The 17,199-nt window shown below is 67.7% G+C and carries 13 protein-coding genes; 8 read left to right on the forward strand and 5 right to left on the reverse strand.

What is annotated here, in order from left to right; translation table 11 throughout:
- Positions 1 to 54: 54 nt before the first annotated feature.
- A complete protein-coding gene (gene lpdA / locus ACTJKH_RS12485) occupies positions 55 to 1,452 on the reverse strand; it encodes a dihydrolipoyl dehydrogenase (protein ID WP_056306947.1) in 1,398 nt (465 codons plus the stop codon).
- A gap of 9 nt (positions 1,453 to 1,461) precedes the next feature.
- The gene (locus ACTJKH_RS12490) at positions 1,462 to 2,112 is read right to left on the reverse strand and encodes a copper resistance CopC family protein (RefSeq protein WP_440737203.1); all 651 of its coding nucleotides are present in this window, start codon (positions 2,110 to 2,112) and stop codon (positions 1,462 to 1,464) included.
- Between the two features lie 100 nt (positions 2,113 to 2,212).
- On the opposite strand from ACTJKH_RS12490, the gene ACTJKH_RS12495 reads away from it, so the two are divergent.
- The 3 genes from ACTJKH_RS12495 to ACTJKH_RS12505 all read left to right on the forward strand — a co-directional run bounded on the left by ACTJKH_RS12495 (position 2,213) and on the right by ACTJKH_RS12505 (position 4,029).
- Positions 2,213 to 2,698 (forward strand): FHA domain-containing protein, encoded by a 486-nt coding sequence (locus ACTJKH_RS12495; RefSeq protein ID WP_210098343.1) that lies wholly within the window; start codon positions 2,213 to 2,215, stop codon positions 2,696 to 2,698.
- On the forward strand, positions 2,698 to 3,384 hold the full coding sequence (gene ftsR / locus ACTJKH_RS12500; RefSeq protein WP_259162897.1) for a transcriptional regulator FtsR: 687 nt from the start codon (positions 2,698 to 2,700) through the stop codon (positions 3,382 to 3,384). The genes ACTJKH_RS12495 and ftsR overlap by 1 nt, the downstream gene beginning before the upstream one ends.
- Positions 3,385 to 3,483: 99 nt before the next feature.
- The gene (locus ACTJKH_RS12505; RefSeq protein ID WP_440737204.1) at positions 3,484 to 4,029 is read left to right on the forward strand and encodes a MerR family transcriptional regulator; all 546 of its coding nucleotides are present in this window, start codon (positions 3,484 to 3,486) and stop codon (positions 4,027 to 4,029) included.
- A 90-nt stretch (positions 4,030 to 4,119) separates the two neighbouring features.
- Here the strand turns inward: ACTJKH_RS12505 and ACTJKH_RS12510 are convergent, their stop codons facing one another.
- Positions 4,120 to 4,932 carry a ParA family protein gene (locus tag ACTJKH_RS12510; protein ID WP_056311560.1) on the reverse strand — a complete coding sequence of 271 codons (813 nt, stop codon included), beginning with the start codon at positions 4,930 to 4,932 and terminating at the stop codon, positions 4,120 to 4,122.
- Between the two features lie 93 nt (positions 4,933 to 5,025).
- On the opposite strand from ACTJKH_RS12510, the gene ACTJKH_RS12515 reads away from it, so the two are divergent.
- The 3 genes from ACTJKH_RS12515 to def all read left to right on the forward strand — a co-directional run bounded on the left by ACTJKH_RS12515 (position 5,026) and on the right by def (position 10,991).
- Positions 5,026 to 8,433, forward strand: coding sequence for a pyruvate carboxylase (locus tag ACTJKH_RS12515; protein ID WP_440737205.1), 3,408 nt, complete (start codon positions 5,026 to 5,028; stop codon positions 8,431 to 8,433).
- Positions 8,434 to 8,499: 66 nt separating this feature from the next.
- The gene (locus ACTJKH_RS12520; protein WP_440737206.1) at positions 8,500 to 10,500 is read left to right on the forward strand and encodes a nucleotide-binding protein; all 2,001 of its coding nucleotides are present in this window, start codon (positions 8,500 to 8,502) and stop codon (positions 10,498 to 10,500) included.
- Entirely contained in the window at positions 10,500 to 10,991 is a 492-nt protein-coding gene (gene def / locus ACTJKH_RS12525) for a peptide deformylase (protein ID WP_259162893.1), read from the forward strand. Before ACTJKH_RS12520 ends, def begins: the two co-directional genes overlap by 1 nt.
- 60 nt (positions 10,992 to 11,051) lie before the next feature.
- Here the strand turns inward: def and ACTJKH_RS12530 are convergent, their stop codons facing one another.
- On the reverse strand, positions 11,052 to 12,884 hold the full coding sequence (locus tag ACTJKH_RS12530) for an AMP-dependent synthetase/ligase (protein WP_440737207.1): 1,833 nt from the start codon (positions 12,882 to 12,884) through the stop codon (positions 11,052 to 11,054).
- A 151-nt stretch (positions 12,885 to 13,035) separates the two neighbouring features.
- Between ACTJKH_RS12530 and ACTJKH_RS12535 the strand changes: the two genes are divergently transcribed.
- Positions 13,036 to 13,734, forward strand: coding sequence for a lysophospholipid acyltransferase family protein (locus ACTJKH_RS12535; RefSeq protein ID WP_210098336.1), 699 nt, complete (start codon positions 13,036 to 13,038; stop codon positions 13,732 to 13,734).
- Positions 13,735 to 13,771: 37 nt separating this feature from the next.
- Positions 13,772 to 15,112 carry a class II 3-deoxy-7-phosphoheptulonate synthase gene (locus ACTJKH_RS12540; protein ID WP_210098335.1) on the forward strand — a complete coding sequence of 447 codons (1,341 nt, stop codon included), beginning with the start codon at positions 13,772 to 13,774 and terminating at the stop codon, positions 15,110 to 15,112.
- A gap of 118 nt (positions 15,113 to 15,230) precedes the next feature.
- Here ACTJKH_RS12540 and pknB read toward each other — a convergent pair whose 3' ends face one another.
- Positions 15,231 to 17,177, reverse strand: a complete 1,947-nt coding sequence (gene pknB / locus ACTJKH_RS12545) for a Stk1 family PASTA domain-containing Ser/Thr kinase (RefSeq protein ID WP_440737208.1) — start codon at positions 17,175 to 17,177, stop codon at positions 15,231 to 15,233.
- Between the last annotated feature and the right edge of the window lie 22 nt (positions 17,178 to 17,199).

Consider the following 17,199-nt stretch of genomic DNA (forward strand, 5'->3'; position numbering starts at 1 on the left):
ACGAAGGCCCGGTCACGCGTGAGCGTGCCGGGCCTTCGCGCTGATCCGGTGGGATCAGAAGTTGATCATGTGACCCGCGAGGCCGTGGAAGCCCTCTTGCAGTGCCTCCGACAGCGTCGGGTGCGTGTGCACGTTGCGGGCCAGCTCGAGTGCCGTGAGGTCCCACTTCTGCGCGAGCGTGAGCTCCGGCAGCAGCTCCGAGACGTCCGGGCCGATCATGTGAGCGCCGATGAGCTCGAGGTGCTCGGCGTCGGCGATCAGCTTGACGAATCCGACGGGCTCGCCGAGTCCGTGCGCCTTGCCGTTGGCCATGAACGGGAAGGTGGCGACCTTGATCTCGCGCCCCTCGTCCTTGGCCTGCTGCTCGGTGAGACCGAACGAGGCGACCTGCGGCGAGCAGAACGTGGCACGAGGCATCATGCGGTAGTCGCCGAGCGTCTGGGTCTCCGCGCCCCCGATGGTCTCGGCTGCGACCACACCCTGCGCCTCCGCCACGTGGGCGAGCTGCAGCTTGGCGGTGACGTCACCGATGGCGTAGATGCCCTCGACGTTGGTGCGCATGTGGTCGTCGATGTCGATGGCGCCGCGCTCGGTGAGCTTCACGCCGGTGGCCTCGAGTCCGAATCCCTCGATGTTGGGGGCGAAGCCGACCGACATCAGGACCTTGTCGGCCTCGATGGAGCTCTGCTGGCCGTCCTTGCCGGTGTACGAGACGGTGACGGACGAGCCGTTGTCGACGACGGATTCGACCTTGGTGGAGGTCAGGATGTCGACGCCGTAGTTCTTGTACTGCTTGGCGATCTCCTTCGACACGTCCGCGTCCTCATTGGGGAGCGCGCGGTCGAGGAACTCGATGATCGTGACCTTGACACCGTAGTTCGTCATGACATAGGCGAACTCCATGCCGATGGCGCCGGCTCCGACGATGACGATCGACTTCGGAAGCTCTCGGGAGAGGATCTGCTCCTCGTAGGTCACGACGTTGTCGCTGAGCTGCACGCCGGGGAGCAGGCGCACCTTCGAACCGGTCGCGATGATGGCGTTGTCGAAGGTCACCTCTTCGGTGGTGCCGTCGGCCTTGGCGACCGAGATCGCCTTCGGGCCGGTGAAGGTGCCGCGGCCGTCGTACTCGGTCACCTTGTTCTTCTTCATCAGGAAGTGGATGCCCTTGACGCGCCCGTCGGCGACGACACGGCTGCGGTCGAACGCCTTGCCGTAGTCGATCGTGAACTCACCCGAGATGCCGAAGAAGTCGGCCTTGTGGTTGAGCGTGTGCGCGAGCTCGGCGTTCTTCAGGAGAGCCTTGGAGGGGATGCAGCCGACATTGAGGCACACACCGCCCCAGTACTTCTCTTCGATGATGGCGGTGGAGAGACCGAGCTGCGCGCTGCGAACCGCAGCGACGTATCCGCCGGGACCTGCACCGAGGATGACGACATCGTAGTGTGGCATGCCTTAAGCCTATCGCTCCGAGGGGGCGTCGGAATCGGCGGGAGCATTGCCGCTGCGCCCGCGGGTGACGAGCCAGACGACGATGCCGAGGATCACCAGCACTCCCGCGATCGCGAGCACCCAGATCATGGTCGTCGCGGGAGACGAGTCGCTCTCTTCCGGCGCGGGGGTGACGTCGGTTCCGGGCCCGGCGGTCGCCGCGGGAGTCGGCTCCGCAGTCGTGGGTGACGCCGTCGGCTCGGCGGTGGCGGTGCTCTCTGTGGCGTTCGCGACCGTGAAGTCGAACTCGCCGGAGGTGGGGTGGCCGTCGCTCGAGACGACCTTCCAGACCACGTGATACGCACCGGCCGGCGCCTCGGATACGAGGGGCTGGGTGACGACGGCGCCGTTCAGGGTGGGTGCGCCCTCAATCACGGAGTCGCCCTCGGGATCCGTGACGACGATCTCGGTCGCGCCTTCGCCGTCGATCAGCTTCGCGCTGAAGGTCAGGGTGAGTTCGGCGGGAAGGACGTCGACCGTGCTGTCCGCCTCGGGCGACGACGCGAGCAGGCTGTCGTGAGCGGATGCCGACAGCGGCGCGAACAGGACGAGGAACGCGGTGAGAAGGGCTGCCGCGAGGGCGGTCGGGGCTGCGGGGAGGCGGCGAGCTGTGGTTTTCACATGCCAAGCCTATGAAGCATCGGTATGCGATGGCTGAGTGTGAGGGGGAGCTCCCGCGAGGGGCCGCGGATCAGTTAGTCTGGAGGACTAGGAGGGCATAGTGACAGACAGCCAGAGCCGATCGGGCGGAGACGCCGCGATCCATCGTCCCGTCGAGCAGAGACACGACGTGACGCAGACGTTCGGGCATGACTCGGACCTTTCCTTCGTGCCTTTCGGCGTGGAGCTCACCGATGTGGAGCAGAGCGCCATCGCGGCCCTTCCCTCCGGTTCCGCACTGCTTCTGGTGCGCTCCGGAGCGCTCGCGGGTGCACGCTACCTGCTCGACACGGACGTGACCACGGTAGGGCGCCACCCGGAGGCGGACATCTTCTTCGACGATGTGACGGTGTCGCGTCGTCACGCCGAAGTGACCCGCACGGGCTCGACCTTCGAGATCATCGACCAGCGTTCGCTCAACGGAACGTATGTGAACGGTGAGCGCGTCGACCGCAGTGCGCTGGTCGACGGTACCGAGCTTCGCGTCGGCAAGTTCCGACTGAACTTCTTCGCCTCCCCGGTCGATCGCGTCGCGGCGACCGACTGATGGCGGCTTCCCCCGCCCGCGAACGTTCGGCGTCCGCGGGTCTTCTGAGCATCGGTCAGGTCCTGGCGCGACTCACGCCGGAATTCCCCGAGCTCACCTCCAGCAAGCTCCGCTTCCTGGAGGTCCAGGGGATCGTCACTCCCTCGCGCACCGAGTCGGGATACCGCAAGTTCTCGCAGGCCGACATCGAGCGACTGCGCCTCGGCCTCACGCTGCAGCGCGATCACTATCTCCCTCTCAGCGTCATCCGCGAGCAGCTCGACGAGGCGGAGGCGAACGGCGAATCGACCGCACTCGTGCCGCCGCCGTCGATCACGCCGACGCCGCGCCGCTACCGTCGCGGTGAGCTGCTCTCTGCTGCCGGTGCGGGGCCACAGCTTCTCAACGACGCGATCAGCACCGGCGTGATCGTCGCCCAGGAGAGCTACCCGGAATCCACGGTCACTCTGCTGAGGGGCTTGGTCGCACTCGACCGCCACGGCATCGAACCTCGGCACCTGCGCTCGCTGCGGCAGGGGGCCGAGCGTGAGGTCGCGTTGATCGAATCGGCGATGTCGTCGTTGCTGCGCCGAACGGATGCCGCTTCGCGGGCGAAGGCGAGTGACATGGCTCCGAACCTCGCCTCGAAGATCGATGAAGTGCGTTCGCTCTTCGTCAAGGACGCGCTCGCCCGGTTGCTTTCGTAACGAACTGATTGCGACACACCTTCGGCGCGGTGCGGATGTCATTGCCGGTGCCGGAGGCCTGCTCTAGCGTGGAGGTAACAGCTCCAGGGAGGATTTCAGATGAATGCGGATGAGCGTGCAGGCGACCCGCGGTTCGCACCCGAACTCCTCTTCACGGACGGTCTTCCGGCCATGGACGACGAGGTCGGGTACCGCGGTGCCGTGGCTGCTCGTGCAGCAGGCATCACCTACCGTCAGCTGGACTACTGGGCCCGCACCGAGCTGGTGGAGCCCACCGTACGCGGCGCCAGCGGGTCGGGGTCGCAGCGGCTGTACGGCTTCCGTGACATCCTCGTCCTCAAGCTCGTGAAGAGCCTGCTCGACACCGGGATCTCACTGCAGCAGATCCGTACGGCAGTCGACGAGCTCCGCCGAGCGGGCATCCGCGATCTCGCAGGAACCACGCTCATGAGCGACGGAGCGTCCGTCTACCTCTGCACCTCGAACGACGAGGTCATCGACCTCGTGAGCCGTGGCCAGGGCGTGTTCGGAATCGCCGTCGGAAAGGTGCTCCGCGAGGTGGAGTCCACGCTGGTCGCATTCGATGCGACGGCGCCCGACCCCGTCGACGAGCTGTCCGCGCGCCGCTCCAAGAGATCCGCCTGAGCATCCGTGGCCGCAGGCCGCATCCCAGACCCCAGACGAAGAAACGGCCACCCTCGCGAGAGGATGGCCGTTCTGCTGTCTGCGGGGCGGTCAGGCCTGTGCGCCCGATTCCGCGACCTGGATGCGACCGGTGCGGATGATCCGGTCGAGCAGCTGGTCGAAGTCGGAGGCGAGTTCCTGGGCCGAGTCTCCGGGCCAGATGTGGAGCGGCTTCGCCGCGCCCTGAGCCTGCTGCAGCGATGTGCGCTCGGGCAGCTGGGGAGAGAGGACGAGCGGGCCGAACATGTCGCGCAGTTCCTTGATGCGGAACTGGTGCTCGATCGACTGCGGTCGCACACGGTTGACGACGATGCCGAGCGGCTGCAGGCGAGGGGAGAGGCCTCGGCGGATCTCCTCGATCGCGCGAAGTGCGCGGTCGGCTGCGGCGACGGAGAAGAGTCCCGGTTCGGTCACGACCATGACGCGGTCGCTGGCCGCCCACGCGGTGCGCGTGAGGGCATTGAGCGACGGCGCGCAGTCGACGAGGACCAGGTCGTAGTCGGCTTCGACCGCTGCCAGCGCCTCTTCGAGCTTCCAGACGTCGCGGACGCTCGGGTGCGGGCCGTCGAAGTTGATCGCGGACGGGCTGCCGATCAGCACGTCGATGGTTCCGGGGTGCACCTTCGCCCAGCCGCTCGAGGTGATCGCCTGACGGACGACCTTCTCCTTCGGGTTCGCCAGGACATCGGCGATGTTGAGCCGGCCGGCCACCTGGATGTCCATGCCAGTGGACACATCGGACTGCGGGTCGAGGTCGACGACGAGCGTTCGGACACCACGGGCGAAGGCCGCTGAGGCCAAGCCGAGGGTCACGGTCGTCTTGCCGACGCCTCCCTTGAGAGAGCTGACGCTGAGTACGTGCACGAACACCACGTTACCTTCCCCTAGGCTGGGTGCACACTCAGCCCCGCCCCATGCGCGACGAATCAGGCGTGCATCGAGCCCCCAGAGGTGTGCATGTTCCAGAAGATCCTTGTGGCGAACCGCGGCGAGATCGCGATCCGTGCCTTCCGTGCGGCTTTCGAAGTCGGGGCGAGGACGGTCGCGGTCTTCCCGCACGAAGACCGTGGATCGGTCCATCGGCTCAAAGCCGATGAGGCGTACGAGATCGGCGAACGGGGTCATCCGGTCCGCGCCTACCTCGACGTCGACGAGATCATCCGGGTCGCGAAGGATGCGGGTGCCGACGCGATCTACCCGGGATACGGGTTCCTCTCCGAGAACCCCGAGCTCGCCGAGAAGGCGGCCGCGAACGGCATCGTCTTCATCGGTCCGCCCGCGAAGGTCCTCGAGATGGCGGGCAACAAGGTCGAGGCCAAGCGTCATGCGATCGAGGCCGGGGTCCCCGTGCTCCGGTCGACCGAGGCATCCGATGACGTCGACGCGCTCGTCGCCCAGTCCGCCGAGATCGGCTTCCCCCTGTTCGCCAAGGCCGTCGCGGGTGGCGGCGGCCGCGGCATGCGCCGCGTCGAGAGTGCGGCCGAACTCGCCCCCGCTCTCGCCGAGGCCATGCGCGAGGCGGCCAGCGCGTTCGGCGATCCGCGGATGTTCCTGGAGCAGGCGGTGCTGCGTCCGCGCCACATCGAGGTGCAGATCCTCGCCGACAAGTCGGGCGAGACCGTGCATCTCTTCGAGCGCGACTGCTCGGTGCAGCGCCGTCACCAGAAGGTGGTCGAGATCGCACCGGCCCCGAACCTCGACGACAGCATCCGCACCGCGCTGCACGGATACGCCGTCGCCTTCGCCCGGTCGATCGGATACGAGAACGCCGGCACGGTGGAGTTCCTGCTGGAGACGGCGGGGGAGCGCACCGGTGAGGTCGTCTTCATCGAGATGAATCCCCGCATCCAGGTCGAGCACACCGTCACCGAAGAGGTGACCGACGTCGACCTCGTTCAGAGTCAGATGCGCATCGCGGCCGGTCAGACGCTCGTCGAGCTGGGGCTCGAGCAGAAGAACCTGCACGTGCGGGGCGCCGCGCTGCAGTGCCGCATCACGACGGAGGACCCCACGCAGGGGTTCCGTCCGGACACCGGCAAGATCACCACCTACCGTTCGCCCGGCGGCGCCGGGATACGGCTCGACGGCGGCACGGTGCATCAGGGCGCGCAGATCAGCCCGCACTTCGACTCGATGCTGGCGAAGCTGACCTGCCGCGGCCGCGACTTCCCGGCGGCTGTGGCGCGGGCGAGGCGTGCGTTGGCCGAGTTCCGCATCCGCGGCGTCTCGACGAACATCCCCTTCCTCCAGGCGCTGCTGGACGACGACGCGTTCATCGCCGGGGACGTGAGCACGTCGTTCATCGACGAGCGCCCGGATCTGCTCCGCGGGCGCGAGTCGAAGGACCGTGGCACGAGGATCCTGAACTGGCTCGTCGACGTCACGGTCAACAAGCCGCACGGCACGCATCCGGGCTCGATCGATCCCCGGGCGAAGCTGCCGAAGATCGACCTCGCCGCCGAGCCCGCGGCGGGTTCGCGCCAGCGGCTCCTCGAGCTCGGCCCCGCGGGCTTCGCCGAGAGCCTGCGAGCGCAGAGCGCCCTCGCGATCACGGACACGACCTTCCGGGACGCGCACCAGTCGCTGCTCGCGACACGGGTGCGCACGCGAGACCTCGTGGCCGTCGCGCCGCACATCGCCCGGCTGACGCCGGGACTTCTCTCCGTCGAAGCCTGGGGCGGTGCGACCTACGACGTCGCGCTCCGATTCCTCGGAGAGGACCCTTGGGAGCGGCTCGACAAGCTCCGAGCAGCGCTCCCGAACGTCGCGATCCAGATGCTGCTCCGCGGGCGCAACACGGTGGGCTACACCCCGTATCCGACGGCGGTGACCGAGGCCTTCGTGCAGGAGGCGGCCGCCAGCGGCGTCGACATCTTCCGGATCTTCGACGCGCTCAACGACGTCGAGCAGATGCGCCCCGCGATCGAGGCCGTCCGCAACACCGTCACGGCGGTCGCCGAGGTGGCGCTCTGCTACACGGGCGACCTGCTCAACCCGGCCGAGGACCTCTACACGCTCGACTACTACCTGCGCCTCGCCGAGCAGATCGTGGCGGCCGGCGCCCACATCATCGCCATCAAGGACATGGCAGGGCTGCTGCGCCCCGCCGCGGCCGCGAAGCTCGTCACGGCCCTGCGGGAGCGGTTCGACCTCCCCGTGCATCTGCACACGCACGACACCCCCGGTGGGCAGCTCGCGACGCTTCTCGCGGCAAGCGCCGCGGGGGTGGACGCCGTGGATGCGGCATCCGCGCCGCTCTCGGGGACCACGAGCCAGCCGTCGCTGTCGTCGCTCGTCGCCGCGCTCGCGCACACCGACCGCGACAGCGGCATCGATCTCGGCAACGTCTCCGACCTCGAGCCGTACTGGGAGGCGGTGCGCCGTGTCTACGCGCCGTTCGAATCCGGCCTGCCGGGTCCCACAGGACGCGTCTACCACCATGAGATCCCTGGCGGTCAGCTCTCGAACCTCCGGCAGCAGGCCAAGGCGCTCGGGCTGGCGGACGACTTCGAGCTCATCGAGGACATGTACGCCGCGGCCGACCGCGTCCTCGGTCGAGTGCCCAAGGTGACCCCGTCGTCGAAGGTCGTCGGTGATCTCGCTCTGCACCTCGCGGCCGTGAAAGCCGACCCCGCGGATTTCGAGGCCAACCCCGGCAAGTACGACGTCCCGGATTCCGTCGTGGGCTTCATGGCGGGTGAGCTCGGTGACCTCCCCGGCGGGTGGCCGGAGCCGTTCCGGACCAAGGTGCTTGCAGGCCGTGCCGTCCGCACAGGGGTCACCGAGATCTCGGCGGAGGACGAGGCTGCGCTGGCGGGCGACAGCGCGACGCGACGTGCGCGACTGAACACACTGCTGTTCCCTGCGCCGATGCGCGAGTTCACGCAGATGCGGGAGCAGTTCGGCGATCTCTCGGTGCTCGACACCAGCGACTACCTGTACGGGCTCGTGCAGGGTCAGGAGCACCTCGTCGAGATCGACCGAGGAGTCCAGCTGTTCGTCGGGCTCGAGGCCATCGGCGATGCTGACGACAAGGGCATGCGCACGGTCATGACCACTCTCAACGGTCAGCTGCGACCGGTGTTCGTGCGCGATCGCGCGGTGGCTGTCGACGCCCACGAGGTCGAGAAGGCCGACACCTCGGTGCCGGGCCAGGTCGCGGCGCCGTTCTCGGGAGTGGTGACGCTCAAGGTCGAGATCGGCGCCTCGGTGCGTGCCGGCGAGCCGGTCGCGTCGATCGAGGCCATGAAGATGGAGGCGGCCATCACCGCCTCGGTCGATGGTGTCGTCGAACGGCTCGCCATCGGCGCCACCCAGCAGGTCGAAGCAGGAGATCTTTTGGTCGTCATCAGCCCGGCGCACTAATCTTGTGCGGGCGAGGCCGCGCTCGACGCAGCGCACCCGAGGCCCGCACAAGCTTGGAGCGACAACGTGACCCCGAAGAAAGTGGCAGGAACGCCGGACGAGGAGTCCAGAGGGGTGCTCGACGACGCCGCATCCCTGGACACCTCGGGAATCGGCATCCTCGGCAACACCGCTCAGGTGAGCGTCGTGTTCCCGAAGGACGACGAGGATGAGCTCGAGGACGACGGCATCGTCGACGGTGAGGTCGTCGCCGACCTCATCATCGACGAGCCGGTCGCCGCGGCCAAGGCGGCAGCCGACACTGCCGCCGCGATCGAGACCTCGCAGCCATCGCTGGGTTCTGCCCCGATGGTCATCGAGCTCCCCGCAGAGCCCATCGAGGCCGCATCGGCGGCGGATGCTGTCGCCGAGCCGGAGTCCGACACCGACGAGGTGCCCGACACCGCGGCTGAGCGTGATGCCGATGCGTCGATCGCAGCGGCCGCAGAGTCCGAAGCCGAAGCCGAAGCCGAAGCCGCAACTGAGCCTGAGCCTGAGCCTGAGCCTGAGCCTGAGCCCGCGGCCGATGTCGATGTCGATGTCGATGTCGATGTCGATGTCGAGCTTGCGACTGATGCCGAGCCTGAGGCTGATGTCGAGCCTGCGGCTGATCTCGAGCCTGCGGCTGATCTCGAGCCTGAGGCTGATGTCGAGCCTGCGACTGATGTCGAGCCCGAGCCTGAGGACACCGCCGAGCCCGAGCAGGAGGCATCGCCCGCGCCTGAGCTTGTGATCGAGCCCGCCATCGCGCAGAAGCCCGCGCCCGAGAAGCAGACTTCCGCTCCGGAAGCGTCCGAGCCCGTCGCCTCGCCTGCTCCTGCGGTGCGGCCGTCGCCCACCTCCCCGTCGACCGACACTGTCGCGGCGCAGGCTGCGGCAGCCGCAGCATTCGTCGCCAAGGCGCGCGCCGACATCGAGACAGGCCCCACGTCGCGGAGGTCGGCAGCGGCATCGCTCGCTCAGAAGGAGAGCCCGTCAGTGGACGCATCGAAGCCCAAGACCGTCGCCACTCAGGCGACCAGAGCGGGTCGCGCCGAGGTGCAGCTCGCCGCGAAGCGACTGGACGATCTCGGCGACTCCTCGCGCGAGAGCGCCGACCTGCTCACCGCGGATCGGCTGCTCGATCCGCATCGACTCACGAAGCCGGAGCCGGAGGGCGCGTGGAGTCATTTCCTGTACACGATCTCCGGCCGGAGGATCAACATCGGCGACGGTCGCCGTGCGCGTGAGCGCAAGGCGCTGAGCGCGCGGATCGCCGCGCCGATCGTCGGCGGGGCGCGGTTCGTCCCCGTCCTCTCGCGCAAGGGCGGTGTGGGCAAGACGACCATCACGGCGTTGCTCGGCATGGCTCTTGCTGACGCGCGCGATGACCGCGTGATCGCCGTGGACGCCAATCCTGACCGCGGCACCCTCGCCGATCGCGTCGTGCGCCCGCATCACAACAAGTCCGTGCGCGACCTCGTGCGCATCCACGACGAGGTCAAGGGCTATCACGACATCTCCGCGATCGTCGCACGCGATGCCACTCGCCTCGACGTGCTCGCCTCGGATTCGGATCCACGGATCGCCGAGGCCTTCAGCGACGACGACTACCGTGACGTGGCCGGTGTCGCTGCCCACTACTACTCGCTCGTGCTCACCGACACCGGAACGGGCATCGTCCATTCGGTGATGTCGGCGACGCTCGACCTCGCCGACCAGATCGTGATCGTGTCGGGGCTCAGCGTCGATGAGGCGCGTCTCGCGTCCGAGACGTTGACCTGGCTGGAGAGCAACGGGTATGCCGAGCAGGCTCGTGATGCGGTGGTCGTGCTGAACCAGTCGACACCCGGTGCACCGCTGGTGCGTCTCAACGAACTCGAGACCCATTTCCGCACACGCGCGAAGAAAGTGGTGCGGATGCCGTACGACGCCCAGATCGCCGGTGGCGGAACCATCGTGTTCGCGAACCTTCAGCCCGAGACGCGGGTCGCAGCTCGTGAGCTTGCCGCGCTTCTGGTCGAGGGACTCCGGGCGAAGGGAGCCTGATGTCCATCCGTGAGATCCGGGTCTTCGGAGACCCCGTGCTCCGCACCGTCTGTGCACCGATCGACCAGATCGATGACGGAGTGCGCGCTCTGGTCGCCGACCTCGTCGACACCGTGGAGGTGCCGGGGCGTGCCGGTGTCGCGGCACCGCAGATCGGTGTCGCCGTTCGGGCGTTCAGCTACAACATCGACGGCGACATCGGCTACGTGCTCAACCCGGTGCTGACCGAGGTCCGCGGCGAGCCCGTGCCGACGGGGGAGGGGTGCCTGTCCGTACCCGGTCTCTGGCACGATGCGCTTCGCCACCCGTGGGCCCGCGTCGAGGGCATCGATCTCGACGGCGAGCCCGTGGTACTCGAGGGCGACGGTCTTCTGGCGCAGGCGCTGCAGCACGAGACGGATCACCTCGACGGCAAGCTCTACCTGACCCGCCTCGACGCCGAGACCCGCAAGCGCGCGATGCGCGAGGTGCGCGAGAGCTCCTGGTTCTGACTCGCACCTGCATAAGAGAAGGGCCCCGCCGAAGCGGGGCCCTTCTCTTATGCAGGGGCCTCAGCCCCCGATGGCGACGTTGGTCGTCGAGACGGGCTCGTCGTAGATCGCGGCCACCTCGTCGGCGAAGTCGCTCATGATCACGTTCCGCTTGATGGACAGCTTGGGAGTGAGGTGACCGGATGCCTCGGTCCACTCGCTGTCGAGGATCGTGAACTTGCGGATGGACTCTGCGCGCGAGACGCGGCTGTTCGCAGCATCCACCGCCTTCTGGATCTCCGCACGCACAGCGTCGTTCTTCGCGGCGACCGCGAGGGTCATGTCCTTGTCGAGTCCGGCGTTCGCGAGCCAGGTGGGAAGCATCTCGGAGTCGAGCGTGATCAGCGCCGAGATGAACGGGCGCTGGTCGCCCACGACGACGACCTGTCCGATGATCGGATTCGCACGGATCGGGTCCTCGAGTGCGGCGGGCGCGACGTTCTTGCCGCCGGCCGTGACGATGATCTCCTTCTTGCGGCCGGTGATCGTGAGGAAGCCCTCGGAGTCGAAGCTGCCGATGTCTCCGGTGTGGAACCAGCCGCCCTCGCTGAATGCCTCGGCCGTGGCCTCGGGGTTGTTCCAGTACTCCTTGAAGACGTTGACGCCTCGGACCTCGATCTCGCCGTCATCCGCGAGCCGCACGCCGACGCCGGGGAGAGCGGGCCCGACTGTGCCGATCTTCGACTTGTCGGCGAGGTTCACCGTGGCCGGAGCCGTGGTCTCGGTGAGGCCGTAGCCCTCGAGGATCACGACGCCGAGGCTGTGGAAGAAGTGACCGAGTCGCGCGCCGAGCGGAGCGGATCCTGAGACGGCGTAGACGATCCTGCCGCCCATCGCCTCGCGCAGCTTGCTGTAGACGAGCTTGTTGAACAGGGCGAACTTGAGCCGGGTCCCGAACGGGACGCTCTTCCCCGCTTCGAGCAGCTTGGAGTGCTCGATGGCGACGTCCGCCGCCGCCCGGAAGATCTTGCCCTTGCCGCCGGCCTCGGCCTTCTGCTCGGCCGAGTTGTAGACCTTCTCGAACACGCGCGGCACGGCGAGGAGGAAGGTCGGCTTGAAGGATCCGAGTGCCGGCAGCAGCTGTCGGGTGTCGGGCTGATGCCCCGTGCGGACGCCCGCGTGGATGTTCAGGATCGAGATGAATCGAGCGAAGACATGCGCGGTCGTGATGAACAGCAGGGTCGAGGACCCGGGGGTCTGCACGACCGCGTCCAACGCCTTGGCGGAGTTGCGGGAGAGCTCGACGAAGTTGCTGTGCGTGAGAACGCAGCCCTTGGGGCGACCCGTCGACCCCGACGTGTAGATGAGCGTCGCGATGTCGGATCCGACGGCGATGTTGCGGAGACGCTCGATCTCGGCGTCCGTCACCGACGCTCCCTGGGCGGTCAGCGTGTCGATGGCCCCGAGGTGAAGCTGCCAGACCTCGCGGAGCAGGGGGAGGTCGCCGCGGACCTCGTCGAGCCGAGCGAAGTGCTCGGGGGACTCGACCATGACGGCGATCGCGCCGGAGTCTTCGAGGATCCACTGGATCTGCGACGGTGAGCTGGTCTCGTAGATCGGGACCATCACCGCGCCGGCATAGAAGAGCGCGAAGTCGACCAGGGTCCACTCGTAGGTGGTGCGGGCGAGGAAGCCCACCTTCTCGCCCGGCTGGATGCCCGCGGCGACGAAGCCCTTCGCGAGCGCGATCACCGCGGTCTGGAAATCGGCGGCGGAGATGTCACGCCATCCGTCTCCGTCGGGAACCGCGAACAGAGGACGATCCGGCGTGGCCTCGACGCGCTTCGCCAGCAGGTCGGCGACGTTCGCATCGGGATCGGCGGGGACGACGGCGGGGACTTCAAACTGGACCACGGCAGCTCCTTCGGTACCGGTCGGGCACTGGGTTGCACACGAGTCTAGAGCATGACACCGGGTCGCACTTCTGATGAGACTCAGTCGCCAAATCATCTGCGATCATCAGCGGCGCTGGTGGATGCCGGTCACGGCGCTAGACTTCACCTCGATGTTCTACTGGCTGATGAAGTACGTCGCGATCGGCCCCGTGGTGAAGGCCGTCTTCCGACCATGGGTGGTCGGTCGTGCGAACATCCCCGCGAACGGTGCGGCGATCCTCGCCAGCAACCACCTCTCGTTCGCCGACTCGATCTTCCTCCCGCTGATGATCGACCGTCCGATGTCGTTCCTCGCGAAGAGCGACTACTTCACCGGACGAGGGCTCAAGGGCTGGGCCACCAAGTTCTTCATGAAGGCCACCGGGCAGATCCCCATCGATCGCTCGGGCGGCAAGGCCTCGGAGGCGTCGCTGAACACCGGGTTGCAGGTGCTGGGACGAGGCGATCTGCTCGGGATCTACCCCGAGGGAACCCGCAGCCCCGACGGACGTCTCTACCGTGGCCGTACCGGCATCGCGCGCATGGCGATGGAAGCGAAGGTTCCGGTCATCCCGGTGATCATGGTCGACACCGACACGGCGATGCCGATCGGGCAGCGTCTGCCGCGTGTGGTGCGCGTCGGGATCGTCATCGGAGAGCCTCTGGACTTCTCGCGATACGCGGGCATGGAGAACGACCGGTACATCCTCCGATCCGTCACGGACGAGATCATGGTCGCGCTGCAGCGACTGGGAGAACAGCAGTACGACGACGTCTACGCGTCGACCGTGAAGGACCGCCTGCCGGCCCGCGTCACAGAGCGCTCCTGAGGCATCTCGCCCCCGCCGCGCGCACTAGGCTGGTCTCATGCTCCAGCACCACATCGACGCGCTTGACGCGTGGCGCTCGCTCCCGATCAAGCAGCAGCCTCAGTGGCCCGACGCCGAGCGCGTCTCCGAGGTCTCGTCGCAGATCGCAGCGCTTCCGCCCCTGGTGTTCGCCGGCGAGGTCGACAACCTCCGCGACCGTCTCGCGCGCGCAGCATCCGGGCGGGCTTTCCTGCTCCAGGGTGGCGACTGCGCAGAGACGTTCGCCGGCGCCACCGCCGATCAGATCCGCAACCGGATCAAGACCGTCCTGCAGATGGCGGTCGTGCTGACGTATGGCGCCTCGATGCCTGTCGTGAAGATGGGCCGCATGGCCGGTCAGTTCGCCAAGCCGCGTTCGAGCGACACCGAGACTCGCGGCGACGTCACCCTGCCCGCCTACCGCGGCGACATCGTGAACGGGTACGACTTCACCGAGGGCTCGCGCCGTGCCGACCCGGGTCGTCTGCTTCAGGGGTACCACACGGCAGCGTCGACGCTGAACCTCATCCGCGCGTTCACGCAGGGTGGTTTCGCCGACCTGCGTGAGGTGCACTCGTGGAACAAGGGCTTCGCGCAGAACCCGGCGAACCAGCGCTACGAGCGCATGGCCGCCGAGATCGACCGCGCCATCAAGTTCATGGAGGCGGCCGGCGCCGACTTCGACGAGCTCACCCGCGTCGAGTTCTTCACGGGCCACGAGGGCCTGCTGATGGACTACGAGCGCCCGATGACCCGCATCGACTCCCGCACGGACACGCCGTTCAACACCTCGGCGCACTTCCTGTGGATCGGGGAGCGCACCCGCGAGCTCGACGGCGCGCACATCGACTACTTCTCGAAGATCCGCAACCCCATCGGCGTCAAGCTCGGTCCGACCACGACGCCCGAGACGGCTCTGGCCCTGATCGACAAGCTCGACCCGAACCGCGAGCCCGGACGACTGACGTTCATCACGCGCATGGGAGCCGGCAAGATCCGCGACGCTCTGCCGCCGCTGCTCGAGGCCGTCCGCGACTCGGGTGCGCAGCCGCTGTGGGTCACCGACCCGATGCACGGCAACGGCATCACGACCCCCACGGGTTACAAGACGCGTCGCTTCGACGATGTCGTCGATGAGGTGCGCGGCTTCTTCGAGGCGCATCGCGCCGCAGGGACGTTCCCCGGCGGCATCCACGTCGAGCTCACCGGTGACGACGTCACCGAGTGCCTCGGCGGATCCGAGCACATCGACGAGGCCGCCCTGGCGACCCGCTACGAGAGCCTCTGCGACCCGCGTCTGAACCACATGCAGTCGCTGGAGCTCGCCTTCCTCGTGGCTGAGGAGCTCGAGAAGCGCTGATCGCAGACACCGACACGAAGAACCGCCCTCCCGTTCTCGGGAGGGCGGTTCTTTCGTCTGTCGACGTGGTCTGACGGCAGCGGCGTCGGCCTGTGGCGGTGACGTCAGCAGCGGGTCGTCATCCGCTGAGCTGGATGGAGAGCTGCACCGTTCCGCCCCGAGGCAGCTGCTTGTCGGAGCCCGGATCCTGTGCGGTGACCTTGGCCATCTCGCCGAAGCCGGGGAGATCGCCCCACGCGGCGTAGCTGGCGGTGAAACCGGCATCCTCGAGGACCTGCTTCGCCTCGACCAGGGTCCTGCCCGTCACATCGGGAACGTCGTAGAGCTGCGGACCCTTCGAGACGATGAGCTGCACCGTCTCTCCCGGGCGCCAGTTGCCCTTCTCCGGGCGGTCGGCGACGCCGAGGACCAGATCCTTGTCCATCGACTCGCTGTAGTCGTAGAGGAGTTCGTCCGAGACCTTGAGCTGCTTGTCGGTCAGGGTGTTCTTCGCCTGATCCACCGAGAGCCCGGTGACATCGGGGAAGGCACCTGCCGAGACGTAGAGCTCGACGGTGTCGTCTTCGAGCAGCTCGCATCCCTCGGCGCATGCGTACACCTCGCCGCCGTCGCGAGGCGTCACGAAGGCGTTGATGACTCTGCCCGCGTCGGCGTCGGAGAAGAGCACGAGCGGCGTCTCGGTGACGTTGACCTTCATGTCGGCCAGGTAGTCGCGGGCCTCCTGCTCGGTCTTGCCGTTCAGGGTCTCGGCGGTGTGCGATGCGGGTCCGGTGGAGATGTAGACCGTGACCTCCGCGCCCTTGTCGAGGCGCTCGCCCTCATCCGGGTCGGTGCGGATCGTCTCGTCTCGCGCCACGTCGATCGAGTTCTCCTCGCCGCGCACAGGCGCGAAGCCTTCTGCGGTGAGAGCTGCGGCAGCATCGTCGTACGACAGTCCTGCGACGCTCGGCACGGCCACGAGGGAGCCGGGTCCTGAGCCGAACCACCAGCCCACGCCTCCGGCCACGGTCGCGAGAAGCAGCACGAGTGTCAGCAGGAACGCTCCGCGCGCGCGACGCCGTGATGATCGGCGGCGGAGGAGCGTGGCATTGTCGATCGCTGCGGGAGCGGGCGCCGTCGGGTCGGCGATCACCATCGTGCTCGGCATGACCTTGGTCAGATCGGCCGAGTCGGCCTGCGAGCGCTGCGATGTGGTGGCTGCGGCGACGGCGGGAGCGATGCCGAGGCCTCGTTCGATCTCACGGAGACGATCGAGCATCTGCCCGGCGTCGTCCGGACGCTCGTCCGGGGACTTCTCGGTGGCCCACAGCACGAGTTCGTCGAGTTGTTCCGGCACCCCCGGGTTGCGCACGCTCGGGCGCGGCACGGATTCGGTCGCGTGCTGGAACGCGATCTGCATCGGCTGTTCGCCCTTGTAGGGCTGCTCGCCCACCAGCATCTCGTACAGCATGATCCCGAGCGCGTAGATGTCGCTCCGGGCGTCCGCGGTGCCCCGTGTGACGAGTTCGGGGGCGAGATAGGCGATCGTGCCGAGCAGCTGCTGCCCGGTCGCCGTGTTCGCGGTGGTGGCGCGCGCGAGACCGAAGTCGCCGATCTTGATCCGACCGTCCTCGGCCAGCAGCACGTTCTCGGGCTTGACGTCGCGGTGCACGATTCCGGCGCGGTGGGCTGCGGAGAGTCCGGCGAGCACGGCGTCCATGATCGTGATGGTCTGCGGGATCGTGAGCCGCTTCTGCTCGCGCAGCAGCTCTCGCAGCGTGATCCCCGGGAGGTACTCCATCACCAGGTAGGCGAGTTCGCCGTCCTGCCCCTGATCGAACACGTTGACGACGTGGGGATCGGCGAGACGAGCGGCGGCGCGTGCCTCCTGGATGAAGCGGCTCTGGAAGGCCGAGTCATCGCTGAGGTGCGCATGCATGACCTTCAGCGCGATGCGTCGTTCGAGGCGCAGGTCGGTCGCGACGTAGACCGTGGCCATGCCTCCGCGGGCGATTCTGGCTCGCACCCGGTACCGACCGTCGACAAGCCGCCCGATGAGGGGGTCGGCCTGCTGATTGGTCGTCACGTCAAGATTCTATGGAGAACTG

This window comes from Microbacterium sp. 22215, from assembly GCF_052045655.1.
GTDB lineage: Bacteria > Actinomycetota > Actinomycetes > Actinomycetales > Microbacteriaceae > Microbacterium > Microbacterium phyllosphaerae.